The following is a 26,814-nucleotide window of genomic DNA, read 5'->3' as shown; positions in this document are numbered from 1 at the left end:
GCTATATAATTTCATCTTTGCTGGCGCAGGCTCTGGATCAAGCGCCTATGAGATAGAGAAGATGAATAAGAAGCCGCTTGATTCTTATGGAGGCAATGAATGCATATTCCAGACGGCTATCTGAGTCCGGTTTTTTCGCTGGGAACAGGGGTAGCTACGATCCCGGTATGGGGTGTCGCGGTCAATAAAGTAAAAAAGGTGCTGAATCAGCGTACGGTCCCGCTGTTAGCTATTTTTGCGGCCTTCTCTTTTACGATTATGATGTTTAATATTCCGGTCCCTGGTGGGACGACGGCCCATGCGATCGGTGGTACGTTGATCGCGGTTGTGCTCGGACCCTGGGCAGCGGTGATCGGGATCAGTACGGCTTTGATTATTCAGGCCCTTTTCTTCGGGGATGGTGGTGTGCTGGCGATTTTTGCGAATTGCCTGAATATGGGTATCATTCTGCCGTTTATTGGCTATTTTGTGTATCGCCTGATCGCGAGCAGAGCGCCCTTACGTTCGACGCGCCGCGTCTGGGCGGCGGGCATCGGGGCTTATCTGGGCATTACTGCGTCGGCTCTGGCGGTAGGCATCGAGCTCGGACTCCAACCGCTGCTCTTTCAAGCTGGTGGTCATCCGCTCTACAGTCCCTATCCATTGCAGGTCGCGATTCCGACGATGCTGCTCTCGCACGCGCTTGGTGCTTCGCTGGTAGAGGCGCTGGTTACGGCTCTGGGTGTGGTCTATATCCAGAAGAATCATCCTCAATACCTCACGACATTACGCGGAACCGTCGCAGAGGCCGATGCTTCAGCAGGATCCAGGCAGGCTATGCCGCTCTGGCAGATGCTGGCGCTTGGTCTGTCCTGTGGACTGGCCATACTCCTGGCGGCTGGCCTGATCACGGGCCATGGCGACTTCACCCATCTCTTTGGCACTGATTGGTCACATGTTGCCTGGTCAGATGTTGGGATTATGCTGGTGATTGTGCTCGGGCTCGCGCTCGGGCTGATCCCGCTGGCCTGGTTCCTCTTACCTAAATCCATACGCAAAGTAGGCACGATCTTTGTGGCGCTGGCGGTCTTTGTTCCGATTGGTCTGATCGCGCCGGGCTTCGCCTATGCCGAGGGGAGTCCCGAGGATGTAAAGCAGGCTTTTGGCTATATGCCGCAGGGCTTAAAACAACTCTCAGGTGTCTGGAGCGCTCCCTTTAGTGGCTATAATCTGCAATCTTCGTTCTTCAATGGACCCAATGTGCCGATGTGGCGGCAAGGGCTGGGCTATGAGCTGAGCGGCCTGCTGGGCATCTTACTGATTGGCGTACTCTTCTGGGGCGTGGCTACCCTGCTTACACACCAGCATAAAGATGAGAACATGCAGCAAGAAGAAAGAGCGCACGTATGAATACGACTTCATCACAGGGCTCGGTAAAAAAAACCTATCGTCGGCAGTTTGGCTGGATTGAGAAGACGATTGCCGGCATTGCTGCTGCTATTGAGCAGGCGGTTTTTACTGAGGAGCATAGCCGTCAGCCCGGCTTGCTCCAAGCACTTGATCCACGGGCCAAGCTGGCGATGTTTCTGGTGGTCGTGCTGGCCGCCAGTCTATCAAATTCGCTGGTCGCGCTGCCCTGTCTCTATCTGGTATTATTACTACTGGCGCGCCTGAGTAAAGTGCCCTTTGATTTCTTTATTCGCCGCGTGTGGATCGGGATACCATTTTTCGCGGGCATCGTCATACTGCCATCCGTCTTTGTTACCAGCGGCCCGCGCCTCTTTGATATCGCGCTGGGCGCACTGCATTTTGGACCATCCAGCGCCAGCCTGCTGAGTGGGACTATTTTTATTGCCCGCGTCGGCGTGTCGGTCTCGCTGGCTGTACTCTTGATTCTGACCACACCCTGGTCGGATATCCTGAAAAGTCTGCGCGCCTTTCATGTGCCGCAAATTTTTGTGCTGCTACTCTCGATGACCTATCGCTACATCTTCCTCTTCCTGCATTCCGCCAATGGCATGTTTGAGGCGCGTAAGAGCCGCACCGTGGGTAGAAGCAGTGGACAGGAGCAGCGGGGCTGGGTCAGTGGCTCAATGAGCCATCTGATGAACCGCTCCTTCAAGATGAGCAATGATGTCTATGCTGCCATGGCGGCGCGTGGCTTTCAGGGCGAGGTGCGCTCATATAATGCCTATAGGATGACCGCTCAAGACTGGCTGGCACTCGTGCTTGCGTGTCTATTAGCAGTACTCATTTTTTGTATTGGAAGGTATGTTCTGTGAGCTCGGAAGCTATTACATCTACAGATAACGCCGTGTTTGCGTTACAAAACGTTCGCTATCTCTATAATGATCGGCAACTGGCCCTGGATGGCATTGATCTGACCATTCAGCGTGGCGAACAGGTGGTGCTGCTCGGTGCCAACGGGAGCGGTAAATCGACGCTCCTGAAATTGCTGGATGGCATCTATACGCCGTCAGCAGGTACTATGCATGTGCTGGGACAGGATATCAAAACGGCAACCACGGGAGAGGAGGCCTTTCGTTTCCATCAGGAAATTGGCCTGGTTTTCCAGGATCCAGATATCCAGCTTTTCAGCGCCACCGTTTTTGATGATGTAGCCTTTGGACCGCTACAGATGGGTCTGAGTCAGCGCGAAGTTAAAGAGCGCTGTGATGAAGCCCTGGAATTGATGGAGATCACTCATCTGGCCCGGCGCGCACCATTTGAATTATCCGGCGGCGAAAAGAAGCGGGCCGCGATCGCCTCGGTCCTCTCCCTCAAGCCAGAAGTCATCCTGCTCGACGAACCCACGGCCGCGCTGGATCCGCGCACCAAATGGGTCCTGGTGAATCTGATTCGCAAACTGGGAGAAGCCGGCAAAACCGTCATCACCACCACCCATGAGCTTGAAATCGTACCGGTCATCGCCCGCAGGATCCTCGTGATGGGTGAGAACCGCAGCATCCTGGCCGACGGCACCCCGAACAGATCCTGCACAACCGCGAACTACTGATCAAAGCCAACCTGATCCACGAACACCTGCACCCGTACCGGTAACGCTAGCCGCCAATACGTTTCGGTTAAGCGCATCCTGGTCGAGATGGGGAGACCTGTCGTACCGGCAGCGCTGGTCGCTAATACGTTTCACGTAAGCCTTTTTCTGGACGAGATTGACGAAAGCATCTAAGCCGATCAGAGGCCCAATGACTTCAAAGGATCAAGAAAAGCGAACAGGTAGGTTCGACCCTTTGGGTCGATTCGTGCCTGCATGATATCCTTGCTTGACCATGAGCAAGCCTCTTCACGCCTTGCTTCACCGCTTTTTCACTTGCGTGATCCTGCGGAGGTGAGGGTATCGTGGAGGCAACCGAATCGACCCAAAGGGTCAAAAATACACGTTTTACCTCTCTTGATCCTTTGAGAAGGTGTTCCTTCACCGTCATGCTATCATTTCAGCCATTCAATCCTTAAGGGAAAAGTATTAGCGCTGGTCGCTGCGATCTGTCGTACCGGCAGCCACGAACCTGTGGTCAACCACGGGTCACATAGAGCGAGACATCATCTACATTGACGAAAAAGCTGGAGCGCGGACTGGTGGCTCCGATGGCCTGGAAGCCGAGTTGCACTGGCTTGCCGAGATAGGGAACCAGGGCGGCGGTAATATCAAAGCTATATTGGACCCAGCCATTGGCATCGGTATTACATAACTTCTGAATATCGGTCGCGGTGGTGCCGGGTGCAGTGGGCGCACGGAGAAACACATGGAAGGTATCCGTACAGGTAGTGGTGGTGTCAGCCCGCCCGATATAGATCCAGTAGCTCAACACGGCATTGTGGGTCGAAGCCGGGATGGTCAGGGTTTGCGTGATGGTATCATCGCAGTTGGAATAGCCACACAGATAGGCACTGTATGTGCCAGTATGGGGATTGGCCATGCTGATAAGTTCATAGCCACCCGCAGAGTGTTCCTGCCAGGGTGCCAGGCCACCCTCAAAGCTCACGTTCTGCAACAATTGCGTGGGCAGGCCTGGTGCGCCCTGGAGATCACGCATGATATTCCAGGCATCAGGCGTCCCCATACCAGTAACCAGATCATAGTTGGGGCCAGCCTGATAAAACAGGTTGGAGCCTTTGACGATATCATGATAGGGCGGATAGATCTGTGGCGTATTATAGATGCGATAGAGCGCCGGAAGCGCGTGACCCAGTGGCGAGACATGTATGGCCCGCAAGGCCTGGTTGATATCGGCTGCGATGCCTGCCCACAGTGGGGACGCCGCGCTGGTGCCTCCGACCACCTGCCAGCCCGGATCTTTCGGATTTTTGGGCGTGAGGTAGACGGCATAGCCAGTCGCGGGATCCGCATTGGCCGAGACATCCGGAACCTGGCGGCTCGCATCGGTCAGATTGAGGCCACTCTGGTAGTCCGCGCGTGAGAAGTGTGTGCTTTTGCCTCCTCCACTACCCACGACATGAAAGATACCCCCGAGCAAGGACCCACCCCAGCCGATTTCACTGACATACGCCCCTTTGGGATTCGTGCGTAGCGAGGTCCCCCCACTCCCACGACATAAGGATTGTCGGCAGGCGAGTCAACGGCTAAGGATTGCACACCATTATCATTACAATCATAAGCCCCGGAATCCCCACTGGCCGCGAAGAAAGTTTGCCCCTGCGCCGCTCCCTGCTTGAAAATCGTATTCAGCGTATCCAGACGTGACGCTGAACTGGCCAGTTCACATTCCCCCCAACTCACACTGATGACTTTGGCCACATTATCAGTGACGATGCGATTATAGGTGTCATTAATGCCAGCCGCGTTATTGATACCTATATAGACCTTTTGCGCGGCCCCGGGAGCCAGAGCCGACACGGTTTCCATATCCAGCGTGACCTCAATCGCATTCGGGCCAACCGTATTGGTCGCGCCATCGACCAGTACATTGGAGACATTCAACAGCCCCAGGTGAAACTGCTGCCGATAGGTCGCAATATCAGCTGGATTATAGCCATCCAGTTCAAACAGGCCAACCGTTTGTCCTTTCCCATCCATTTTAGTCTCAATCAATGGCGTCACATCATAGGCATTCCGCAACTCATCCGGGGTAAAGCCACCGTTGGGACCAGGATAAGGATGCAACGGCCTCTGCTGGCGCTGCAAGTTCGTAGGACGGTACAGAGTCACATTATTTAAGCCGGTAATCGTCTGTATTATGCCGCTAACAGCATCAGGTACGTATGGATCAGTATTAGCAGCATAGACGACACGCGCCTTGAGCTGATAATTATTAATACTGATTGCAAAGGCATGTTCAGCGGTAGCTACAGTAGCCGAACCATCAATCAACAAACGGTTCGGGGCAATCGAGGTGATCTGGATGCCCTGCTGCTGCAGGTAGGCGGTCACAGCAAGCACGGAGGCCAGGGTAGGCGCAAACTGGCTGTTAAATTCCTGGGTCGTCAGGTAATGATGATAGAGTGGTGAGGTCGGATTATTCTGGGCGGCCAGCAAGGCATCCAGCCCAGCCTCATCGCGCAGCTTCAAAACAGCGGCCAGATGCAATGTCTGCTCTTTGGCCGTGGGACCAATTGGTTTGTGCTCCTCCAGCAGGGGGACGGCATGTCCCGGAATGCGTAGACCCTGCACGTGCGACCGCTGCGGTATCTCAGAATATGCCACCACTGACAGCGGGGCCAGGTTGATCAGCAACAACAAGACTATTCCGGTACAGATGCCTGTAACGACCCTGGTTAACCAATACCTGACATCATGCAGGCTGCGAGATTTTTCCATCATTACCTCTAGAAGATCTAAACAACAGACGCATCCAAAGCCGCACTATCAACTGCTACTCTGAAACTCAATACAGTGATAAGTATCCAACCCAATGAATTTTGTTCTGCCAACCAGACAACCAGACAGAACAGCCTGTTGTTGCCAACCAGAAATAAACACAGTGCTTATAGTTCTCGATCATTTTTTAGCTTATATACTCGTTATATTGTAATTATAAAAACAGCTATAAATCATTCTTATAAATTTTTATATAATATATTAAGTCTATTTTCGATACATATATCAGTGAACCATAAAAAACTGCATAGCACCAAAATCCACAAAAGATTCCAAAAACTATCACCACGAAATATTGATCAGGCCCTATACACAGCGCTCAGTTTTGTGTTATACCCATTAATAGAATATTCGTTGGCTACGCTGCCGCTTGCGGAGGAACAGTACAGCGGCAGCGTAGTATTTTTCATAAAGGAATTTTTGGGGATGTCGAATCAGTTTGAGAACACACCACAATCACAGATCATTACCTTGCCTGCTGGCCAGTTTCATTATTTGAGCTGGAACGCGGAGCGCACGGACCTGCCGGCCTGCGTCCTGTTACATGGAATTACCAGTTCCAGCCAGAGTTGGGTACGAGTTGGACCAGCGCTGGCTGATCGCTACCGTGTGTTTGCGCTGGATATGCGTGGGCATGGGGATAGCATCAAGCCGGTGGCGGGCGGGTATACGCTCCATTTGACGGCCAGTGATGTGGCATACTTTATTCAGGCACTTGAATTACAAAATCCTGTGCTGGTCGGCCACTCCTGGGGTGGTGCCACGGCCCTCGTGCTGGCCAGCGGCATCCATATCGAACTGCCACCACCACAATTTTCGCGCATTATTCTTGAGGATTTTGCCCATAACTTTGGCCATGGCGATCCAGCGAAGCGCGCGGCGCGCTTTATTGCTGACCTTGATCTTCCTCCCGACGAGTTACGCGCCCGCTTACTAGCCCAGAATTCAAACTGGACTGCCGAGGATATTGCCGGAAAAATCGATGCGGCCGGCAAGGTCAGCAAAGAAACCATCATCAGCGTCTTTGCCGATACCGAAGCCGAAGGCGAGTTGCTCCCGTTGCTGAGTAAACTCACCGCGCCAACCCTGGTTGTGCGTGCAGATCCCGCCCAGGGCTCCACCCTGGATAGCGCCGCCTGGAAAGAAGTCCAGCAACGCCTACCCGCCGGCAGCGAAGCGGTAGAGATTCCCGGAGCCGCCCACAACATCCACCGCAGCAGCTTTACCGAATTCATGGATATCGTCAATACATTCCTACAAAAAACCTGCTAACCCGAGAAACCGACGTACCGACAGCGCTGGTCGCTAATACATTTCGTTTAAGCGCTTTTGTGACCATAAAAATATGGTGGAGAAAAGCAGCGGATCGTACGTCGAGTGGGCGCCACACGCGGAGGCCAGCATGCGGCGTGATGGTGGAGCAAGGTGCTCAACGAGCAGCGCATGCCTGTGGCGCCTACACCGAGACGGATCTTGTTTCGTGATCCTCTCCGATACGGTACGGGGTGGATCCACGCGCTCTCCCACCACGTTGCTGCGCGAGCAGGCCACGGCACACACGATCCGTGTAGGTGCCACAGCACTGCGCGTCGTTCGAGCACACTGGCCTGCACAAACGCAGCAGTGCGGCCTCCGCGTGTGACGCCCACTTGACGTACACCTTGCTTGCTGATCACGTCAAACCATCTCTCAACGTCTCGCTTATATGAAACGTATTGGAGACCAGCGCTGCCGGTACGCTGGTTTCTTGTTTTATAACAGGGATGATCCTTTTGTGTCTACTACGACTTCCAGGACTGATGGGGTGCTGGACTGGAGCAGGCACTGGATGGTCGGGGCCAGTTCTTCGGGTTGCGTGATTCTCTGCGCATGACAGCCAAAGCCTTCGGCCAGTTTGACGATATCTAGATCCGGTAGGTCCAGGCCTGGAATCTGCGCGCCGACTTTTTCAAATTGGGCGAAGGCTTTCAGGATGGCATAGGTTTCGTTGCGCAGGATAATAAAGAGTACTGGCAACTTTAGCTGCGCCGCCGTCCATAAGGACTGGATCGAGTACATGCTTGAGCCGTCACCCAGTACGGCCACCACCGGTCTCCGGGGCTGCGCCAGCTTGACACCGACCGCCGCAGGCATCGCAAAACCGAGTCCACCACTTCCCGTCATATAGAAGCCACCCGGCTGCGTAATCTGCACATATTTGCGCATGAGACCATTGGTAGAAGGTGATTCATCCAGGATCACGGTCTCTTCTGGCAAGACCTTACTCAGCGTATGCATGACAAAGGCTGGCAGAATCGGCGTCTGGTCTGCTGGCACCGGAGGTTGCGGTCGAGCCGCTGGTTTTGCGCGCTCAGCAGTAGTCAGGTGCGGCAATAGTTGCTCAATGGTCAGGGCAATATTGCCCACCAGACTGCGGCCAACCTGAATGCGAGCGGCTTCAGCAGGATCATTACTGATATGAATCACGTTGGTGCCCTCTTTAATGATGGCACCGGGCACATAGGGATAATAGTGAAAGACGGGAGCGCCGACCACCAGCACCGTATCGTAGCTGGACAGTTTCTCGCTCAGAGCCTTTGTGGCCGGAGGTAGATCGCCCTGGAAGAATGGATGATTATCAGGAAAACCAATCCGGCCCGCCAGGGGAGCCTTCCAGACCGCCGCATGGGTCCGCTCGGCTAACGCGATCAGAGCATCCCAGGCCTGATCCCGATCCGCTTCGGCCCCCACGACCAGCGCCAGCTTCTTGCTATCCTGTAACTGTGCCGCCACCTCCTGCAAGACCGCAGGATCAGGAGCCATGCGCAGATTCACATCGCGTACGGTCAGCGGCTCAACCTCAACATCCCAATCATCCATTGGAATAGACACAAAGACAGGTCCACGTGGTTGCTGGCAAGCGATATAATAGGCACGCGCGATCGCGGCTGGCACATCCTGAGCCCGAGCCGGCTCATAGCTCCACTTCACATATGGCTTCGGCAACTCCGTCGCCTCCTGGGAAAAGAGCAGCGGCTCCAGAGCCATCATCGCACGCACCTGTTGTCCCGCCGTAATCACCAGCGGAGTCCGCTGATGAAAGGCGGTCACGATACTCCCCATAGCATTGCCCACGCCGGGCGCAGTATGCAAATTAACAAATGCTGCCCGCCCACTGGCCTGAGCATACCCATCCGCCATTGCCACCACCGACGCCTCCTGCAACCCCAGTACATAGCGAAAATCCGCCGGATAATCGCGCAAAAATGGCAGTTCCGTCGAACCCGGATTCCCAAAAATAGTCGTCATCCCCAACTCACGCAACAAACGAAAGGTTTCTTCTCGTACAGTAGCCATAAAACTTCCTTTCTTACCAGACAAATATTCCCCTCAATTGTACATCATATCCCCCCGCGTGTACCGGCAGCGCTTGCCGCTGCAACCTCTTCCCGTCCACAAACGCACGCTTATTACCTTTTCAGACTAAAAAGAGCCAGCAGGCCAAAGATCATAATAACAAGACCCGAGATGCGGTTGATCCAGAGCATCCATTGGGGCGTGAATTTTTCACGTACCAGACTCACACCGCCGATGAGGAGACACCACCAGAGGGTTGATCCCAAAAAGACGCCTATGACTACCAGCAAAGCCGTCATGATACTGTTTTTGGTACTCCCCACGCCCAGTCCTGCGAAGATGGCGGCAAAGGAGAGGATGGTTAGTGGATTGGTCAGGGTCAGCAAGAAGGTAGAGAGATAGGCTCCCAGAAAACTGCTGGCACCTGTTGCCGTCGCAGCCTTCTCAGCGGGCCGCGTAAGCAGCGTCTTGATACCCAGATAGATCAAGAAAATTCCACCGATAATGCGCACCCATGTTTGCTGGTTTAGGAGGAAAGTGGCAATGACGGTTAAGCCAAAGCCAGCAATGACACCATACAACCCATCGGCGGTCGCTACACCTAATCCTGAGATCAAACCGTAGCGCAGACCTTTGTGCAGCGTGCGCTGAATACACAGCACGCTCATCGGACCCACCACAGCCGCCACCGAGAGTCCGATCAGTAATCCTCTAAGCAGAAAACTCATGTCCATTATCTTTTTCCATTCCTCGTAAAATTGGATGTACATCGACACACAAAAAAATCGCCAGCCCTTCGAGCAAGGGCTGGCGATTTGTGCATCTGCTACTTTTTTTGTCAGGGAGTCGAGAGCATGGGCAACAAACCAGACCTCATATCAGGCTGGTTTCCTTGTTGCTGCTGTAATGCTATGTTCTGTTGTCGTAGCTTATTATTATGATCCATACAACTCCCCAATAATCCGTTTTGTCAACGGATTGAATATAGTGTAACATATATCTCAACCTTAAAGCCAGTAGCGGCAGCGCTAGCCGCTGCGACCCGTTCACGTACGCATAAAGCAACCTCAACGTAACGGCGGCCTTCACGGCCGCCCCCTCTCCACGCACAAGTAAGCCTTACACGCAGAGTGGAGACCGCTGCTACGGGTACGGGTTGTAAGTACGTGGAGCGGGGACAGCGGCTAGCGCTGTCGTTACGTTGAGGTTGCTTTATGCGTACGTGAACGGGTCGCAGCGGCTAGCGTTGCCGCTACGAACGGAAGAAAGAAAGAAGATACAGATGGAAGAGCATACTATTGATGAGTTACGACGATTGGCGTTGCCTATTGATGAGATCAGTCAGATGAATCTGCAGCAGCAGATCTTTGCGGTGGTCTGGGTGGATATTTCGGATCGGCCCGATCTGGCGATTCTGGCTTCCACCGAACAGGGAGAGGAGAGCGAGGCCCTTTGTACCTGGTGGTATGCTCATCCAGGCAAGGATACGATGCAGATTGGCCTGCGTATCGAGGTACAGCAGCCGGCACATATGATCATCCAGCTGGCCTTCAAGGTGTCTCAATACCGAGAAGAACTTGAGCTGCTGGCGCGTCATGGGAAGCTGTGGATCGTGCCAGGTCCGCCACCAATCAAGGTCTCTGGTGTGGTAGAACTGGATCAACGTACTTTCCTCACCCGTGTCCTCGATACCAATGGACAGGGTCTCTTTGTGGGCTTGCCTGAGCAATTAATTCAGGAATTACGCACTCAGCTGGCCGAGTGGAAGCGCATCAAATAATGTGTACCCGGTGGTAGTGGCGTTTGCTGGCCGTATTTCCTTGACTTATCCATTTGAAATGGTTACGCTTTATGCAAGCTGAGCAAGGAAGCGCTCAGCCGGCAGTCTAGCGCAAAGGAGCCCGCCAGTGCACATATCCACCGATTCGCCCGCTCTCTCGCCCACCGTGACTACCAGCACACACGACTATGAATACTATAAGAAAGTCTTTGCCGGCCATACATTGCCATTGGCCTATCTGGATCTGGATCTGCTGGAGCAAAATATCCAGCAGATCATCAGCCGCGCTGGTGGTAAACGCATCCGCATCGCCTCCAAGTCGATCCGCAGTGTCGAAGTACTCAGACGTATCCTGGCAGCCGATCCTTGCTTTCAAGGATCATGTGCTTTACGGCCCGCGAAGCCATCTATCTGGCGTCCCTGGGATTTCAGGATCTGCTCGTCGGCTATCCCACCTGGCACGCCGAAGATATTTCGGCGGTCGCCCGGGCCATCGCGGAAGGTGCGCAGATCACCCTGATGATCGATAGTGTGGACCATATCCAGCAGATTGAAACCATCGCCAGCCAACAAGAGGTCTGTATTCCTGTCTGCCTGGACCTGGATATGGCCTTGAGTCTGCCTGGACTCCATTTTGGCGTCTGGCGCAGCCCGCTGCGTACCCTGGAACAGATACGTCCCGTCCTGAACAGTATTGTCGCGGCACCACATGTAGCGCTGGCCGGTATTATGGGCTATGAAGCTCAGGTCGCCGGGGTCGGTGATCAGTATCCGAAGAGCGCCGCCAAAAATCGGCTGGTGCGCTATCTCAAGCAGCGCTCGATCCGCGAGGTCGCGGCCCGCCGAACGGCCACACTCAAACTGATCGAAAGTTATCACCTGCCGGCGCTACGCTTTGTCAACGGAGGTGGCACAGGCAGCCTGCATACCACCCGTGCCGAGGCAGGCGTAACCGAGATCACGGTCGGCTCTGGCTTCTATGCTCCGGCCCTGTTTGACAATTATCGCGACTTCCGCTACCAGGCCGCCGCCGGCTTTGCCATCGAGATCGTCCGCCAGGCCCATCGAGGCATCTATACCTGCCTTGGAGGTGGCTATATCGCCTCCGGAGCGGTCGGCCGCGACAAACAACCTCAACCCTATCTGCCAACCGGAGCCCGCCTGGATCCCCTGGAAGGCGCTGGCGAAGTACAAACCCCTGTACACTATCCAGGACCATTAAAACTCAAGCCCGGCGATCCCATCTTTCTACGCCACAGTAAAGCCGGCGAACTCTGCGAACGCTTCAAGACCCTCCTGCTGGTCTCAAATGGCACCATCAACGAAGAAATCCCCACCTATCGTGGCGACGGCCAATGCTTCCTATAACTAACGAAGGAGACCCCCATTTTATGGCAATGGCAAAAACACAATCCTGGCATAACTGGTCTGGTTCAGTAGCATCTAATATTCGTCAACTGGTGAAGCCCGCAAGCATCGAAGAGCTTGCTGACTTGATTGGTAAATATAGTCGCGAGGGGCACCATGTACGTGTGGTGGGCGCGGGCCATTCTTTTACCCCTCTGGCCAAGACCAATGATATTTTGTTGTCGCTGGATAAGCTCCAGGGTATTGAATCGATTGATGCCGAAGGCGGCACAGCCACAGTCTTGGGCGGAACACGGCTCAAGTTGCTGGGCAATAGATTGCTGGCACAGGGGCTGGCACAGGAAAATCTGGGCGATATCGATGTGCAGAGTATCGCGGGCGCGATCAGTACTGGTACGCATGGGACGGGTGTCCACTTCGGCTCACTATCCACACAGGTGGTCGGCTTAACATTGATCACCGCCAATGGAGAGATCCTCGAATGCTCGGATGAACAGCATCCTGAGATCTTTAAAGCCGCTCAGGTAGCGCTGGGCGCGCTGGGCGTTATTGCGAAAGTCAAACTACGGGTGGTGCCGGCCAAACGCCTGCACTTCAAAAGTCAGCGCGAAAAGCTCAGTGACTGTCTGGTGCAGCTTGAAGACTATAAGAATAGCAATGACCATTTCGAGTTCTACTGGTTTCCCCATACCGAGGCGGTGCAGACAAAGTTTTTAAATCAGACCAGTGCGGTGCTGACGGGCAGTAATCTCTGGAGTCGCTTTAATAAGGTGGTGTTGGAGAATGGACTCTACTGGCTGCTCTCGGAAAGTTGTCGCCTGCTGCCGCCGTTATCGAAGTCGATCAGTAATGTCTCTGCTCTGGGTGTGGCGTCGGTCAGTGAAGTCGATTATAGCCATCGTGTCTATGCGACTCCGCGCATGGTGCGCTTTCAGGAGATGGAATATAATATTCCGGTTGAGCATTTTACCACGGTCCTGGCTGAGATTAAAGAGAGTATTAGCACCCACCATACACAGGTCCATTTTCCGGTTGAGTGTCGCTTTGTCCATGAGGATGATATCTGGTTGAGTCCGGCCTATCAACGCCCTTCCGCCTATATCGCGGTCCATATGTATAAAGGTATGGCGTATCGTGAATATTTCCAGCAAATCGAAACGATCTTCAAGCGCTACCAGGGCCGACCACATTGGGGAAAAATGCATACGCAGGACGGCACAACGCTAGCCAGCCTCTATCCCGCTGGCAGGACTTCCAACGCATCCGGGCTGAACTTGATCCACAGGGGCTGTTTCTCAATGACTATCTGCAACGCTTATTTGCGCTCGATCATAGCTCTATTTCGCATCCTGTTCAAGGTACATCTATAAAGCAAGCAAGAGAGGACACATCTTCTTAGGCAAACAGCTTCATTTATCTATGCTCTATTTTGCAAGGAGTGCATATATGCAGGATGAATCTTCTCCGCTGGTGGCAGCCCCTGTTGAGCCACGCTTGGTAAGGGTGTGCTTGGTCTGCGCCATGCCGTGGTGATTTCAGTAGCGGTGATGTCGCCGGCGGCCTCGATCTTTTTTAATACGATTCCTCAGGCTGGACTGGTCGGGGCGGCCATTCCTCTGTGCTATGTGATCGGGTTTGTCGTCGCGCTGCTGGTGGCGAATCAGTATAGTGAATTATCACGCGAGCTGCCTTCCAGTGGCTCGGCCTATACCTATGTGCGGACAGGACTCAATGCCCATTGGGGTTTTCTGACAGGCTGGTTAGGATTGGCCGCGGTGGCGGTGGGCGCGCCTTATTCTTTTGTCCTGATGAGCGCCAATATCCAGGTACTGGTATTACGCTGGTCTGGCCTGAATGTCAGTTGGATCATCTGGTTTGTGCTGGCGGTGGGTATCGTCTTTGCCCTCTGCTATACAGGCATTCGCCAATCGTTGCAGGTCGATATGACCTTACTGGTCTTTGAAATGGGAATCTGCCTGATCCTGGCGGCCCTGATCTTTTTCCATGTGGGCAGCCAGGGCGGCTTAAGTCTGGCTCCATTCAGTGTCAACCAGGTTCCCAAAGGTGGTGATCTGACAGTAGGTATTATCCTGGCGGTCCTGAGCTTTATCGGCTTTGAAACGGCAGCCACGCTGGGCGAGGAGACCGCTAATCCTCACCGTAATATTCCCCGGGCCGTCTTTGGCTCGATGCTGGTGGTGGGTATCTTTTATATCCTGATAGCCTATACAGCCACCATCGGGTATGGTATCCAGAATATGGCCAGCGGCTATGCTAATGATCCAGCGCCATTTGATACGATTGGTCGCCATTTCAGCGGTAGCCTGTTTGCCAGTATCATTGATCTGGCGGGCACGCTCTCCTTCTTCAGTGCCGCCCTGGCGATTATTAATGGTGGCGCCCGCATCATCTATACGGTTGGACGCGATGGCCTGCTGCCACGCTGGACGGCGCTAGCCCACCGCACACACCATACCCCCATTGGCGCCATCACGCTCCTATGTCTCTTCGCGCTAATCTGCGGCATTCCCTTAGGGCTCTTTTTAACACCGATCACCGCCTTCTCATTCCTGGGTACCCTCGACGCCCTATTAATCCTGCCCATCTATATCCTGGTCAATATAGCCTGCTTGCGCTTCTTCAGACAACAGCGCCGCAGCCAGTTCAGCCTGCTACGCCACGGCCTTATGCCCATCGTCAGTACCATCTTGATGGCCGCAATCTTTGTAGCCGCGTTCATCGCACCAGGGCCAGCGCCGCTCAGCTTTGTCCCGATCGTAGTCGGCGTCTGGCTCCTCATCGGCGCTGCCCTGATCATATTTATGCGTAAACAGCTTGTACAGGGAGAATGAACAGGAGTGTTATTATCTTCAGGCATCGCGGACCACGCTTTAATCACTGCTGAATTATTAAAATGGTGCATAGCCTTTGCCTTTCACCAGCGATATAAGCAATATAAAAAAGGACATCAGGTAGGATTATACCCGATGTCCTTTTCTGGCTTGATAAAAACTTATACAGGTTGATAGTTAGCCCTGTGTATTCTCATACGGTGGTACCTGGCGCTGTGGATCATTTTGTGAAATCCGCTGCGTAGGAGGCTCGTATGGTGGCTGCTGTGCAGGGGCCTGCTGCTGTGGTCGATAGGTAGGATCCTGCTGCTGAACCGGTGCATTGTAGACAGGAGCCTGCTGCTGGGCTGGTGGATTATAAGCAGGGCCTGCTGTTGAACCGGTGCATTGTAGTTGTTTGGAACCTGCTGGGTCCGTGCATCATAGGCGGGAACCTGTCCCTGTGCATAAGGATCGTTAGCAGGATTGGCTGGCTGGCTGATATTGGTTTTCAGCTTACCCTCAGCGGCTGCGGTGCTAAATGCACTGACGGTTCCTTCACTGCGAGCAAGTAAACGCTGTGCAGCGTCACGACCACCCAGGCCGAAAGCCAGACCAAAGGCCAGCGCACCACCAGCAACGATGGCTCCGAATAACTCGTTGATCAGAGCGGGAGCGATATTGAGTTGCTCCAGGGCGATCAAAACGGAGAAGCCTACGATCAGGTAACGGGCAATCGCCGAAAAGACATTAGGATTGCCAACATTAGCGGAGGCGGTCATACCTCGCACGATGTCTGCCACGAATGTAGCCAGCAGCGTACCCAGGAAGAGTACCAGAATAGCCACAAACACATTTGGCAGGAAGCTAACAATGCTACTCAAAACATTGCTAACTGCTGGAACACCCAGGGCGTCGGCCGCTGCTACCAGGAAGATCAACACGATAAACCAGTAAACCAGACGCCCTAGCAGGCCAGCGGCATCCATACTGATATTCATGTTTTGCTCGAAGCGCTGTAAACCAATGCGCTGACCGAGGCGATCAAAGCCAACTTTGCGCAGCAAGAGGGTCAACCCTTTGCTGATCGCAGATGCCAGCAATAAACCAACAATTAAGATAATAGCAAAGCCAAGCAGCCGTGGAATAAACGCGAGGATTAAATTCACAGCGTTGGCAAATGAACTCATAATAGCTGTACCCCAATCGGTGACTACTGTCATTGAGGAATCCCTTTCTTTTTAAGGCGACTATTACAGATGTACATTCAACCGGTGTAGCGATCAAAATCTACTACCAATAAGTGCAAAGTTTTCATGGATGAATACCGCAAAAACTTCATCTTATTTAGTACGGTATACAGGACCATTATGAATACAGATTCTAAAAATGTTTCATTGTAACGGCAGGTCTTGAGCCCGATACTTTTCGGTTAGGGAGACCTGTCGTACCGGCAGCGCTGCCGCTACTTTCTGTTGACTTGATACGTGTAATAAAAGAGCTTTTTTTATTATCTATTTGCTTTTATCCATAACCCTGGCATACCAGTAACTTCGCCTACACGATTATAAATGGTATGATACGGGCAGTCTTGTCAGTGTAATGGACAAAGGAGGTCTTTTAATGCCAAATCAACGGAATTCATACAACAACGATCCACAATATCCCAATCAGCAGGGTGGGGGATATCCCTATCAAGAGTACAATGATGTGACGGAGCAGAATGTTCAGCAGGGCGGCAACTATGTGCAAAGCCAGCGCCAGCAGTATCAGGATCCAGCGGGCAATCGTGTCGAGAAGCGTAAAGATGTCTATCAGAATAACGCGATAGATATGGCGAATGCGCGCTATTGGATGACTTCGGTCATTTACTTTTTGCTGGGTGTGCTCGAAGTGATCCTGGGCCTACGTTTTATATTCCGCCTGTTTGGTGCCAACGAGATTAGCCCGTTTATCAGCTTCCTCTATAATCTCAGCCATCCATTTGTGTCAATCTTTAATGGTATTTTCAATGATCAAACGATTGGAAACACCGGTGTCTTTGAAATTTCAACCATTCTGGCCATGTTGATCTACGCCTTGATCGGTTGGGGTATCGTCTCACTGGTACGCGTGATCTTCTTTCCCAACGTTCCCGGCCGCAGTGAAACCACCACCACGCGTCGTCGCAAACGTTTATAATCCTTGATCACCGAAACGCTTGCAGAATAACCCATAACATCATGGGTTATTCTGTTTTTTTTTATGTTGCTTTATACTCCCTGGTAAAAACCCTGCTATTGAGATAAGATAAGGGAGAGAGATTAGTGCCAGGGCATGGTTCATATGCAGGTGGAAGATTGGAGAAAAAACCAACGTAGCGGCACATTTTATCAAAGTTGATACTCTCAAACAGAGAAGTTTGATTATTCTTTACTACAGGAAGTAGGGGCAAATACAACATGAATATTCGTTTTGACGGCCAGCGCGCCCTGGTTACCGGTGCGGGTAAGGGCATTGGCCGCGAGATTGCTCTCTTGTTGTCACAATTAGGAGCCTATGTAGTGGCGGTGAGCCGCTCAGAGGAAGATCTGGCATTGCTGGCACATGAGCTTCACGGCGAGGTGATTGTAGCGGATCTCAGTGATGTTCAGCAAGCTAAAGAGGCGGCCCGCAAGGCGGGCAAGATTAATCTGCTGGTCAATAATGCCGGCATCTCCATTCCACAATCCTTTCTGAAGACGACGGTTGAGGACTTTGATGCCACGATGGCGGTCAATGTACGAGCTGTCATGGTGGTCTCACAAATTATTGCTCAGGGCATGATCCAGCGTGGCTATGGCGGCTCGATCGTTAATATCTCTTCACAATCCTCCAGTCTGGCAGTAAACGACCATACGGCCTACTGCGCCTCCAAAGGCGCGCTGGACCAGTTAACGCGTGTGATGGCGCTGGAACTTGGGCCTTTTCAGATCCGGGTCAATGCAGTCAATCCTACTATCACGATGACTCCGATGGGTGAGATGGCCTGGCGCGATCCCGCTAAAAGTGGACCGATGAAGGCCCGCATTCCACTCGGACGCTTCGCCAAGCCAATGGATGTGGCCCATGCGGTCGCCTATCTGCTGAGCTCGGGTGCCGATATGATCCACGGCGTGACCCTACCCGTCGATGGTGGCTTCCAGGCCCACTAATTTCCAGAAACATACAACACCAGTAAAACAGCATCCTATGAATGAGCCGGGATGCTGTTTGCTGTTCATACAACATCCTCCAGCTACTATTCGTAGAGTTATAATAGAGGACAGTTGTATCATCACGAGAAACTCTATCCCTTATTTCTATTGGAGAACAAAACCATGGCCAGCACTCCAGTCACACTACCAGCAGGTCCAAAGGGCCTCCCTGTCATTGGCAGCTTGCTCGATTTTCAGTACCGTCCCTTGCGCTTTTTTAGAGAATTAGAGCAACACTATGGTCGGATGGCGACCGTCTATGTCGGCAAACAACCAGTGCTCTTTTGCTTTCGACCCGAACATATCCGCTATTTTTTAACCGAAAATCCACGTAATTTTGTCAAGCCGGGCAATGCCAACGATACTGGCTTAAAGCTTTTTCTGGGCGAAGGACTGCTCACTATTGATGGGGATCACCATCGTCAGCAGCGCCGCCTGGTCCAGCCGGCCTTTCATAAACTGCGTGTCGATAGCTATGCCAGCACCATGACCCGCTACGCACAGGAAACCATCGCGTCCTGGCGTCCTGGCTCAGTGGTGAATATGGCCAGCGAGATGCAGGCCTTAACCTTGCGTATTATTACCAAAACACTCTTCAACGTGGATTCTATCAAGCAGACAAAGCAGCTAGGCCATGCCTTTGATGCGGTCATCAGTAGTCCTCCACGACGCTCAGTGATTACGAGCCGTATCAATTTTCCTCTGGCCACGGAGCGCGCCCGCGAAGAAGGCTCACGCACAATCGACACGTTTATTTATAATTTGATCAAACAACGCCGCGAGAGCGATAGTGATACAGGTGATGTGCTCTCGATGCTTCTCCAGGCCCAGAAACATGAGCCGGAATCCATGACCGATACGCAGATCCATGATCATATATTGACCTTTGTGGCTGCGGGCCATGAGACCGCCCAGAACACGCTCTCCTGGACCTTCTATCTGCTCTCACAACATCCACATGTCCGGGCCAAACTCCTCGCCGAGATCCAGACAGTACTGGCCGGACGCGTGCCAACGCTGGAGGATCTGCCCAACATGCCCTATTTAGAGGGCGTGATCAATGAATCCTGGCGCTTCTATCCGCCCGCATGGCGACAGGCCCGCATGGCCCGCGAGGATTTTGAACTGGATGGACAACGGATTCCCGCCGGCACAATCACGATCCTGAGCCAGTGGGTCCTGCACAATCTGCCTGATGTCTGGGGTGATCCAGAAAACTTCCGGCCGGAGCGCTGGGATAAGCGTAATGCACAGAGTATTCCGCAGGGAGCTTATTTTCCATTTGGCCTGGGTCCCAGGATCTGTATTGGTATGACCTTCGCGCAACTCGAAACCAAACTCCTGCTGGCAACCATCCTGCAAAGCTATGTACCACAACTAAAACCACGAGCACACATTGTCTTCCAACCACTGGTCACGCTGCGTCCTAAGTATGGGATGCCGATGCGGCTTGAAGAGAATAACACCATCATTCCTGTCTGAAGCTCCCTGGAAAGTAGGTTCGGCCCTCGCGGCCGATTGGTTGCCCTCGCGGCCGATTGGTTGCCCGCGCGGCCGATTGGTTGCCCTCGCGGCCGATTGGTTGCCCTCGCGGCCGATTGGTTGCCCGCGCTAACATGCACTACGATCACGTGATGCAGAACCAGGCCAGGGTGATAGAAACCAATCGACCTCAAGGGTCGAACCTACGGGTTTGAAAGATCAGGCCATTTCAGCGGCTTGCTTTTCCGCTGGAACTGGCGCGCTTTTCTTGCCAGATTCATATTTGCCCGGCCAGCCCGGCAGGAAGAGGGAAAGCAAGGTGGCAACGACCGCGATGGCAAAGGTGGCCAGGTAGGCGTGTTCGAGTCCGGTGATGTACTGGGCCTGGAACTGATGAATATCGTTCAGGATCGCTGCACGGACAGGGGGTGGCACTTTCGTGAGATCCGCGCCCGCCTGGACGTTCTTCGGCATACTGATCGTGATGGCGCTGGTCAAAATGGTTGCCAGGACGGCGACACCAATCGATTGCATGGTTTGTCGCGTGGCCTGTACCAGTGGGGTGGCACGATTTAGACGGCCCATCGGCACATCCAGCAACGCAGCAACCTGGCTGTTCTGAATGATCAGGCCAACCGCGATACCACGCAACACCAGCAGGAAGATGATGAAGTTGATGCTGGTATCCATCTGGATCTGTGAGAGCTGATAGGTGTTGTAGGCGATCAGGATAAAGCCAAGCACGATCGGCACGCGTGGACCGATGCGGTCGGTGATGCGTCCACTGATGAAGCTTGAGAAGGCCGAGGCAATAGCCAGCGGCAACAAGATTAAGCCAGCCTGGAAGGCGGTCTGGCCGCGCAGGATCTGCAGGTAAAGGGGCAGCAGGAATTCAGCGCCGAAGAGGGCTACTATACCAACCATAACCGCTACGTTCGCGATCGCGAAGCTGGGAATACCATACAAACGCAGATCCAGCAGAGGCTCTGTGGCACGTAACTCAACGATCGTAAACAGGGCCAGGGCCACCACACCAACCACAAAACCACTAATTACCCGTGGATCAGTCCAACCAGTACCTTGCTCGCCCGCAATCGAGGTGGCAAAAAGGATGGCGCCAAAGCCGAGCGCGGAAAGGATGATACCAGGGACGTCTGCTTTGACTTTGGCTGAGCCGGGTGCTTCGCGCAGCGAGAGCATACCGATGGTCAGGCCGATGATGCCGATAGGAATATTTAAGTAGAAGATCCAGGAAAGCAGATTCTGGTCGACCAGCCAGCCACCAAGCAAGGGACCAATCGCCGGGGCAAAGACCAGGACAATGCCGAAAATACCAAAGGCGGCTCCACGCTCACGGGGCGGGAAAGCCCGGAAGAGCAGGGCTGTACCCAGCGGCAAAGAAATACCACCACCGATACCCTGGATGGCACGCGCCGCGATCAAGAACGTCAATGAGGGTGCCAGACCACACAACACGGATCCCACCACGAACAGGACCAGTCCGCTCAGATAGATGCGTTTGATGCCAAAACGATCACCCAGGAATCCCGATAATGGGGTGGCAATACCCAGCGCCAGCGTATACAGGCTGATCACCCACTGGGACTCACTGGTTGAAACCGAGTAGTGCTGCTGCAAAGCCTTTAAGGCCACATTGATCACGGTTGAATCCAGCACCACCATGAAGAGTCCTGTCACGACAGTCGCCAGAACACGCCATTTGTAGCCAGGATCGGGTGCACTTTGAGATGCGGGCGAAATATTCGCATTCGCTTCCATCTACTCACTCCTTATCAATTGATAAACAATAGCTAAAAAATAGTCGTCATAAGCACCGTTTGTTAACGGTGAATGACTGGAAAAAAAAACTTTCTATGAAGAGCAACACAAAAGTATCTGCTCATCTTCCCACTGTACATAGACGCAGCATATCACGGTGGATGGGTAATGTCTTTGGCCCAATATTTTTATCAAGTGATAAAAATATATTCTGTTCAGAATTAAATGTCAAGTCTCTGCAAAAAAATTGAAACTGCTTATATGGATCAGCCCGTATAACAAGCACGTGGAAACGATTCTCTATGCATAAAATATATACATCAGTTTCCTCTATTAATCGTTTCCTTCTCCTATCTGCCGTAGCTAAAAACTGGCAGCGAGAGAAGGTATTTTAGTAATTTTTAGCAATTATTCTCTTTAAAAACATGATTAGTGCAATGGAGCAGGATAATGAGTAAACAAATGACAGCGGCGGAGACGGTAAAAACCGATATTCCAGCCAGAATGGATCGTCTCCCCTGGAGCCGCTGGCACTGGTTAGTGATCATCGCATTAGGGATCACCTGGATTCTGGATGGCCTGGAGGTCACGATTGTTGGCTCGATTGCCAGTGTTCTGAAAGAGCCACAGACATTGCATTTGACCGATGTCCAGGTCACCGGTGCCGGTACTACCTACCTGATTGGTGCGGTAATCGGTGCGCTCTTCTTTGGCCGCCTGACAGATAAATGGGGACGCAAAAAGCTGTTTATGCTCACGCTGGCGCTCTACCTGATCGCCACGATTGCGACGGCATTCTCTTTCAATATCTACTGGTTTATCGCCTGCCGCTTTATTACTGGCGCAGGTATCGGTGGTGAATATTCAGCTATCAATTCAGCCGTGGATGAACTGATTCCTGCCCGGGCACGTGGCTGGACAGATATTATGATTAACAGCACCTGGTGGGTAGGAACAGCGGTTGGAGCCGCCTTAACCGGAGTTTTGCTCAGTCCAGCCATCTTTCCAATCAATCTGGGCTGGCGTCTGGCATTTGGCCTCGGAGCCATCCTGGGACTGGCAATCCTGCTGGTTCGCCGCTTTGTACCCGAGAGTCCACGCTGGCTGATGATGCATGGTCGCTTTGATGAGGCGGATCAGGTGGTGAAGGGCATCGAAGAGAAGATCATGAAAGAAGATAAGCTGGACAAACTGCCCGATCCCGAAGGAACATTGGAAATTCGGCCACAAGGTACGGTCACCTTTACGCAGATTGCCAGAACGATGTTCAGAGACTATCCGAAACGGTCTTTGCTCGGCTTCTCACTGATGGTCGGACAGGCTTTCCTCTATAATGCCATCACTTTCTCTTATGGCTTGATTTTCACCACTTTCATGAAAGTCTCTCCGAACGTCGTGGCGTTTTACCTGATTCCGTTCGCCCTTGGTAATATCCTTGGACCGTTAACGATTGGACGCCTCTTCGATACCATCGGGCGTCGGAAGATGATCAGCTTTACCTACATCTGCTCAGGCGTACTCTTTGCCGTTACAGGCTGGCTGTTTGCCCTGGGTATCCTCAATGCCATAACGCTGACCATTTGCTGGTGTATCGTCTTCTTCTTTGCTTCTTCGGGTGCCAGTTCGGCCTACCTGACGGTCAGTGAAGTCTTTCCTCTAGAGACACGCGCGATGGCCATCGCGTTCTTCTACGCGATTGGTACAGCGATCGGTGGAGCCCTGACCCCAATCTTCTTTGGCTACCTGATCCAGACCGGTAATCCCTATATGGTTTTCTATGGCTATATCCTGGGTGCCGTCTTGATGGTCGGTGCAGGTATCGTCGCGATCTTCTTTGGCATCGACGCTGAAGGAAAATCCCTTGAAAAGATTGCTCGTCCCCTGTCAGCGAGCAAACAGGAAAACACCGCCGCCAGCGAGACGGCCTTGTAGGATTTCCGTTTAAAGCACATAAGAAATGGAGCGCAGAAAAATCTGCGCTCCCATTTCGCAGCCACAAGAGCTGCCGCTACGTTACGATGACAATGTATCTTCTTTTTTCCCCACCAGGGCTGCTTCTAGCTTTTGCCAGACAAGCAGATCAACCTGCGTATTGTTAACGGTATTATTGCTGTTGACCACGTCCAGGATGGTTTCAGTCATGATCTGTCGAAAATGGACGAAATAAGCTTTCTGATCTTGATAGGTGGGCATGACTTCCAGCGCAATCTGGTTAGCGGTGTAAAACTGCTTGTTCTCAAAAGCTAACGCACACAGGTCCGCATAACACGGGATCAGTTCGATACGCCCTGGATCCAGAAAAAAGTTGGTTTCGGCACTGGATACCATGAAGACACCGGCAATGCGGCCACAGTAAAGAATAGGGTAAATAGCGATACTCTTCTCATGCTCTACCCGTGAGAACGACAATATACTATGATCCTCATCGAGGTCCTGTACAATGGCTGGTCGGTAAGAGGTAACCACATTCCCTACCAGGGATTCAGCACCCAGGAACATGGCTTCCTGTTCCAGGTTGCTTTGCCATGGCGAGGTGCCTGCTCCTACACTTTCACGCAAGCTGCGCACTTTGTTGTGCGTGCCCGAAGGTGGCATACAACACACGACCCAGATTGACATACCACGCCGTTCTGGATCCAGTTGGCCGAGGGCTTGCTGAATAATCAACTGACAGAGGGACCAGAAACGCAGATTTTCACTGGTCGTGGCATGTGCCATAAAAACCTGTTGATAAAACTCGCTCGGAATCGTGAGCGAGGGTTGGCCATCTTCGCCTGCTGGAGGCGTTGGCAGCTTATTTTCTTCACGCAAATACAGCGCCATCTGTTCCTGGTACTGTGGCGGTAATGTATTGAGCAACTGCTGCAAATTTTGTGCACGTGGCTCTGATTTACCAGTAATCCAGCGGCTCAAGGTAACAGGAGAGATATGGAGCGCATCAATAATCTGTTGCTTTACTTCTTCATCACGGATAATCTGGGCCAGCAGATCACGCCATGTCTGACGTGGCGATGCCGCTACTCCACTCTGGACTTTTCTGCGTGTCTGTTTGTCTGAAGATTGATTGGATGAAAGTATTTCAAATATAGTCGTGGATTTTTCTACTTTGGATGTTGATTTATCTTCTCTTTTCATCGTCACCTTCTCCAAAATAATTGTAATGTTAACACAGTTATTGTTCACAATATTGAGAGTTTGTGCTCAGGACATTATTATTTTACTGCATGTCAATGTAAGAATATAAAGCGGCATAACAGGCTGATATGCCAATCAGGGGATTATTACACATAAAAAGAGATGGCATGATATGCCTTATTTGCCTACGCGTATTTTTCAGATAGCATGTATATTGCAATAGGTTATTATATTACCTACTGTACCACAAAACACCCGAGATTAGCTATTAATTTAATATATATAAACTCTAGCATTGATAGCTCGCGTCTGCGCTACTCTCGAATATTTTAATGTGGAAATGATGATTGTGTATCTATTGAGAGAAGATCAACGGGTGCTGTGATAGCGCTGTGATGCTTACGAGTCATGCTAAACATGGATAGTAAGCAAAAAGAAAGCGAGGATAGGGCTATGATGTGGGGATATGGTTATGGCTATAGCTGGCCAATGATGCTTGGCATGATTTTCTGGAACGTTCTCTGGTTAGCGCTACTGGCACTGGCCGTCTGGGCTCTGATCCGGTGGTTAAGCCGCTCCACGAGATTCATCAGTACGAAAGCAGAACCTTCTGCACTTGAGATCCTGCGGCAGCGCTATGCACGCGGCGAGATTGACGCGTCTACTTTTGAGCAGATGCGTGAGCGCCTGGATAACCCGGTCCCGCAGTAGGTTCGTGGCTTGTCCACGATTGGTTCCTCTTTGATATGCAATCGTGAGCAAGCCACGAACCTACCGGGCGTGGTTTCTTATTTCCTGGCTTATCTGGTGATGAGCTTGATTATTTTGTTCGAAATACCATTCGCCCCATGTGGCCAGCTGATAGACCACTGGCTCCAGACTACGGCCCAGTTCGGTCAGTGAATATTCAACCTTTGGGGGCACCTGCGCATAGACCTCTCGATGAATGATCCCCGCCTGCTCAAGCTCACGCAACTGCGTTGTCAACATTTGCTGCGTGGCGGCTGGAATTAAGCGGCGCAACTCGCCAAAACGTTTCGTGCCACCAAGCAAGAGCCAGACAATCACTGGTTTCCATTTGCCACCAACTATTGAGAGGGTCACCTCGACCGGACAACAAATCGCCTGTAAATGCTTCATCGCTTTGCTCCCTTTTTTGCATCAGGTCTGGCTGATAGTCTGATTTTTTTGACTATGTCAAATAAAATTGCGTACTTGTTTTCTTCATAGCTAGCATATATATTCATTGTAGTCGTTAGAGTTGCTTTTTACAAGCTACGAACAATTGGACTATCTGAACCCTCTACATGCGTCTGTTTGAATGAAAAGGAAAAAGGATTATGGATAATAATACCGAAAAAACGCAACCCTCATCAGGGAATCCTGCGATCCGTCGCCCATATGGTGATCCAGCGGACTGGTTTGAGAGCGTGTATACCAGTGCGGACAATGATATCCAGCAGGTTCCCTGGACCAGACAGAGCAACGCTCAATTCCTGCTACCATGGCTGGCACAACATAAGGGGCACATGAGCACATATGGACAGGCGCTGGTGATCGGCTGCGGGCTTGGTGACGATGCCGAGACGCTGGCCCAACAGCAGCAGCGTGTCACTGCGTTCGACTTTTCGCCCCAGGCTATAGCCTGGTGTCGCCAGCGCTTCCCAACCTCCCGCGTTGATTATCAGGTCGCAGACCTCTTCCAACTGCCAGCAACCTTTCAGCAAGCCTTCAAATTTGTCTTTGAGTCGCGCACCATCCAATCCCTTCCACCCGAACTACATACGCGAGCGATTGAAGCCATTGCCGACTGTGTTGCACCTGGCGGCACCCTGCTCCTCATCTGCTATGCACGCGACGCAGACGAGCCCACCGCCGGTCCGCCCTGGTTCCTGACGCGCAGCGAACTCGATCACTTCTTGCAACACGGCCTGCTGGAAATCAGTTTCCAGGATCAGGTCGTAGCAGGCGTACGACATTTCATTGCAGCATACAAAAAAGGAGCGTAAATTCATGCATGCATCCGCGCATCACCATCCGAAAAAAAGCCAG

Annotated in this window: 24 protein-coding genes and 1 pseudogene; 17 read left to right on the top strand and 8 right to left on the bottom strand. The window is 52.3% G+C overall.

Annotation, left to right across the window (positions count from 1 at the left end; all coding sequences use genetic code 11):
• Positions 1-99: 99 nt before the first annotated feature.
• Genes cbiM through KDW_RS23245 form a run of 3 tightly spaced genes read left to right on the top strand, consistent with a single transcriptional unit; the run spans position 100 to position 2,995 of the window.
• Positions 100-1,389, top strand: coding sequence for a cobalt transporter CbiM (cbiM, locus tag KDW_RS23255; RefSeq protein WP_151758308.1), 1,290 nt, complete (start codon positions 100-102; stop codon positions 1,387-1,389).
• Positions 1,386-2,261 (top strand): cobalt ECF transporter T component CbiQ, encoded by an 876-nt coding sequence (gene cbiQ / locus KDW_RS23250; protein ID WP_151758307.1) that lies wholly within the window; start codon positions 1,386-1,388, stop codon positions 2,259-2,261. Before cbiM ends, cbiQ begins: the two co-directional genes overlap by 4 nt.
• On the top strand, positions 2,258-2,995 hold the full coding sequence (locus KDW_RS23245) for an energy-coupling factor ABC transporter ATP-binding protein (protein ID WP_198925469.1): 738 nt from the start codon (positions 2,258-2,260) through the stop codon (positions 2,993-2,995). Before cbiQ ends, KDW_RS23245 begins: the two co-directional genes overlap by 4 nt.
• Before the next feature lie 517 nt (positions 2,996-3,512).
• Here KDW_RS23245 and KDW_RS23240 read toward each other — a convergent pair.
• Both KDW_RS23240 and KDW_RS23235 read right to left on the bottom strand, forming a co-directional pair.
• On the bottom strand, positions 3,513-4,451 hold the full coding sequence (locus tag KDW_RS23240; protein WP_151758306.1) for a hypothetical protein: 939 nt from the start codon (positions 4,449-4,451) through the stop codon (positions 3,513-3,515).
• A complete protein-coding gene (locus tag KDW_RS23235; RefSeq protein ID WP_151758305.1) occupies positions 4,385-5,779 on the bottom strand; it encodes a S53 family peptidase in 1,395 nt (464 codons plus the stop codon). The genes KDW_RS23240 and KDW_RS23235 overlap by 67 nt, the downstream gene beginning before the upstream one ends.
• Before the next feature lie 483 nt (positions 5,780-6,262).
• Between KDW_RS23235 and KDW_RS23230 the strand changes: the two genes are divergently transcribed.
• Together KDW_RS23230 and KDW_RS31965 are read left to right on the top strand one after the other, a co-directional pair.
• Positions 6,263-7,108: an alpha/beta fold hydrolase gene (locus tag KDW_RS23230; protein ID WP_151758304.1), complete on the top strand. Its 846-nt coding sequence runs from the start codon at positions 6,263-6,265 to the stop codon at positions 7,106-7,108.
• Positions 7,109-7,316: 208 nt separating this feature from the next.
• On the top strand, positions 7,317-7,478 hold the full coding sequence (locus KDW_RS31965; protein ID WP_162005539.1) for a hypothetical protein: 162 nt from the start codon (positions 7,317-7,319) through the stop codon (positions 7,476-7,478).
• A gap of 110 nt (positions 7,479-7,588) precedes the next feature.
• On the opposite strand, the gene mdlC is transcribed toward KDW_RS31965, so the two are convergent.
• Positions 7,589-9,172: a benzoylformate decarboxylase gene (mdlC, locus tag KDW_RS23225; protein ID WP_151758303.1), complete on the bottom strand. Its 1,584-nt coding sequence runs from the start codon at positions 9,170-9,172 to the stop codon at positions 7,589-7,591.
• Positions 9,173-9,285: 113 nt separating this feature from the next.
• Positions 9,286-9,906 (bottom strand): LysE family translocator, encoded by a 621-nt coding sequence (locus KDW_RS23220; RefSeq protein WP_151758302.1) that lies wholly within the window; start codon positions 9,904-9,906, stop codon positions 9,286-9,288.
• Positions 9,907-10,454: 548 nt separating this feature from the next.
• Between KDW_RS23220 and KDW_RS23215 the strand changes: the two genes are divergently transcribed.
• The 5 genes and pseudogenes from KDW_RS23215 (at position 10,455) to KDW_RS23200 (ending at position 15,172) form a co-directional block, all read left to right on the top strand.
• Positions 10,455-10,952, top strand: a complete 498-nt coding sequence (locus tag KDW_RS23215; protein ID WP_151758301.1) for a hypothetical protein — start codon at positions 10,455-10,457, stop codon at positions 10,950-10,952.
• 127 nt (positions 10,953-11,079) lie between these two features.
• Positions 11,080-11,472 carry a hypothetical protein gene (locus tag KDW_RS34235; RefSeq protein WP_233097857.1) on the top strand — a complete coding sequence of 131 codons (393 nt, stop codon included), beginning with the start codon at positions 11,080-11,082 and terminating at the stop codon, positions 11,470-11,472.
• Entirely contained in the window at positions 11,358-12,320 is a 963-nt protein-coding gene (locus KDW_RS23210; RefSeq protein WP_233097892.1) for an alanine racemase, read from the top strand. Before KDW_RS34235 ends, KDW_RS23210 begins: the two co-directional genes overlap by 115 nt.
• Before the next feature lie 23 nt (positions 12,321-12,343).
• Positions 12,344-13,719 (top strand): annotated as a pseudogene (locus tag KDW_RS23205) (D-arabinono-1,4-lactone oxidase).
• Positions 13,720-13,825: 106 nt separating this feature from the next.
• A complete protein-coding gene (locus KDW_RS23200; RefSeq protein ID WP_151758300.1) occupies positions 13,826-15,172 on the top strand; it encodes an APC family permease in 1,347 nt (448 codons plus the stop codon).
• Positions 15,173-15,333: 161 nt separating this feature from the next.
• On the opposite strand, the gene KDW_RS23195 is transcribed toward KDW_RS23200, so the two are convergent.
• A complete protein-coding gene (locus tag KDW_RS23195) occupies positions 15,334-16,374 on the bottom strand; it encodes a mechanosensitive ion channel family protein (protein ID WP_151758299.1) in 1,041 nt (346 codons plus the stop codon).
• 400 nt (positions 16,375-16,774) lie between these two features.
• Between KDW_RS23195 and KDW_RS23190 the strand changes: the two genes are divergently transcribed.
• The 4 genes from KDW_RS23190 to KDW_RS31960 all read left to right on the top strand — a co-directional run bounded on the left by KDW_RS23190 (position 16,775) and on the right by KDW_RS31960 (position 19,981).
• Positions 16,775-17,332, top strand: coding sequence for a YggT family protein (locus KDW_RS23190; protein WP_162005538.1), 558 nt, complete (start codon positions 16,775-16,777; stop codon positions 17,330-17,332).
• Positions 17,333-17,592: 260 nt separating this feature from the next.
• The gene (locus KDW_RS23185; protein WP_151758297.1) at positions 17,593-18,324 is read left to right on the top strand and encodes an SDR family oxidoreductase; all 732 of its coding nucleotides are present in this window, start codon (positions 17,593-17,595) and stop codon (positions 18,322-18,324) included.
• Between the two features lie 165 nt (positions 18,325-18,489).
• Positions 18,490-19,848: a cytochrome P450 gene (locus tag KDW_RS23180; RefSeq protein ID WP_151758296.1), complete on the top strand. Its 1,359-nt coding sequence runs from the start codon at positions 18,490-18,492 to the stop codon at positions 19,846-19,848.
• Positions 19,817-19,981, top strand: a complete 165-nt coding sequence (locus KDW_RS31960) for a hypothetical protein (RefSeq protein WP_162005537.1) — start codon at positions 19,817-19,819, stop codon at positions 19,979-19,981. The genes KDW_RS23180 and KDW_RS31960 overlap by 32 nt, the downstream gene beginning before the upstream one ends.
• Positions 19,982-20,067: 86 nt before the next feature.
• Here KDW_RS31960 and KDW_RS23175 read toward each other — a convergent pair whose 3' ends face one another.
• Complete coding sequence (locus KDW_RS23175; RefSeq protein WP_151758295.1) at positions 20,068-21,627, bottom strand: DHA2 family efflux MFS transporter permease subunit; 1,560 nt, start codon at positions 21,625-21,627, stop codon at positions 20,068-20,070.
• Between the two features lie 450 nt (positions 21,628-22,077).
• On the opposite strand from KDW_RS23175, the gene KDW_RS23170 reads away from it, so the two are divergent.
• Positions 22,078-23,559 carry an MFS transporter gene (locus tag KDW_RS23170; protein ID WP_198925465.1) on the top strand — a complete coding sequence of 494 codons (1,482 nt, stop codon included), beginning with the start codon at positions 22,078-22,080 and terminating at the stop codon, positions 23,557-23,559.
• Positions 23,560-23,640: 81 nt separating this feature from the next.
• On the opposite strand, the gene KDW_RS23165 is transcribed toward KDW_RS23170, so the two are convergent.
• Positions 23,641-24,762, bottom strand: coding sequence for a helix-turn-helix domain-containing protein (locus KDW_RS23165; protein WP_151758294.1), 1,122 nt, complete (start codon positions 24,760-24,762; stop codon positions 23,641-23,643).
• A 453-nt stretch (positions 24,763-25,215) separates the two neighbouring features.
• Between KDW_RS23165 and KDW_RS23160 the strand changes: the two genes are divergently transcribed.
• Positions 25,216-25,473, top strand: a complete 258-nt coding sequence (locus tag KDW_RS23160; RefSeq protein ID WP_151758293.1) for an SHOCT domain-containing protein — start codon at positions 25,216-25,218, stop codon at positions 25,471-25,473.
• Positions 25,474-25,533: 60 nt separating this feature from the next.
• Here the strand turns inward: KDW_RS23160 and KDW_RS23155 are convergent, their stop codons facing one another.
• On the bottom strand, positions 25,534-25,902 hold the full coding sequence (locus KDW_RS23155; protein ID WP_151758292.1) for a winged helix-turn-helix transcriptional regulator: 369 nt from the start codon (positions 25,900-25,902) through the stop codon (positions 25,534-25,536).
• A gap of 200 nt (positions 25,903-26,102) precedes the next feature.
• Here KDW_RS23155 and KDW_RS23150 point away from each other — a divergent pair, with 200 nt between their 5' ends.
• Positions 26,103-26,771, top strand: a complete 669-nt coding sequence (locus KDW_RS23150; protein WP_151758291.1) for a class I SAM-dependent methyltransferase — start codon at positions 26,103-26,105, stop codon at positions 26,769-26,771.
• The last annotated feature ends 43 nt before the right edge of the window (positions 26,772-26,814 follow it).

The sequence above is a fragment of the Dictyobacter vulcani genome (assembly GCF_008974265.1).
Classification (GTDB): domain Bacteria; phylum Chloroflexota; class Ktedonobacteria; order Ktedonobacterales; family Ktedonobacteraceae; genus Dictyobacter; species Dictyobacter vulcani.
This window is presented reverse-complemented; position numbering and strand designations above follow the sequence as displayed.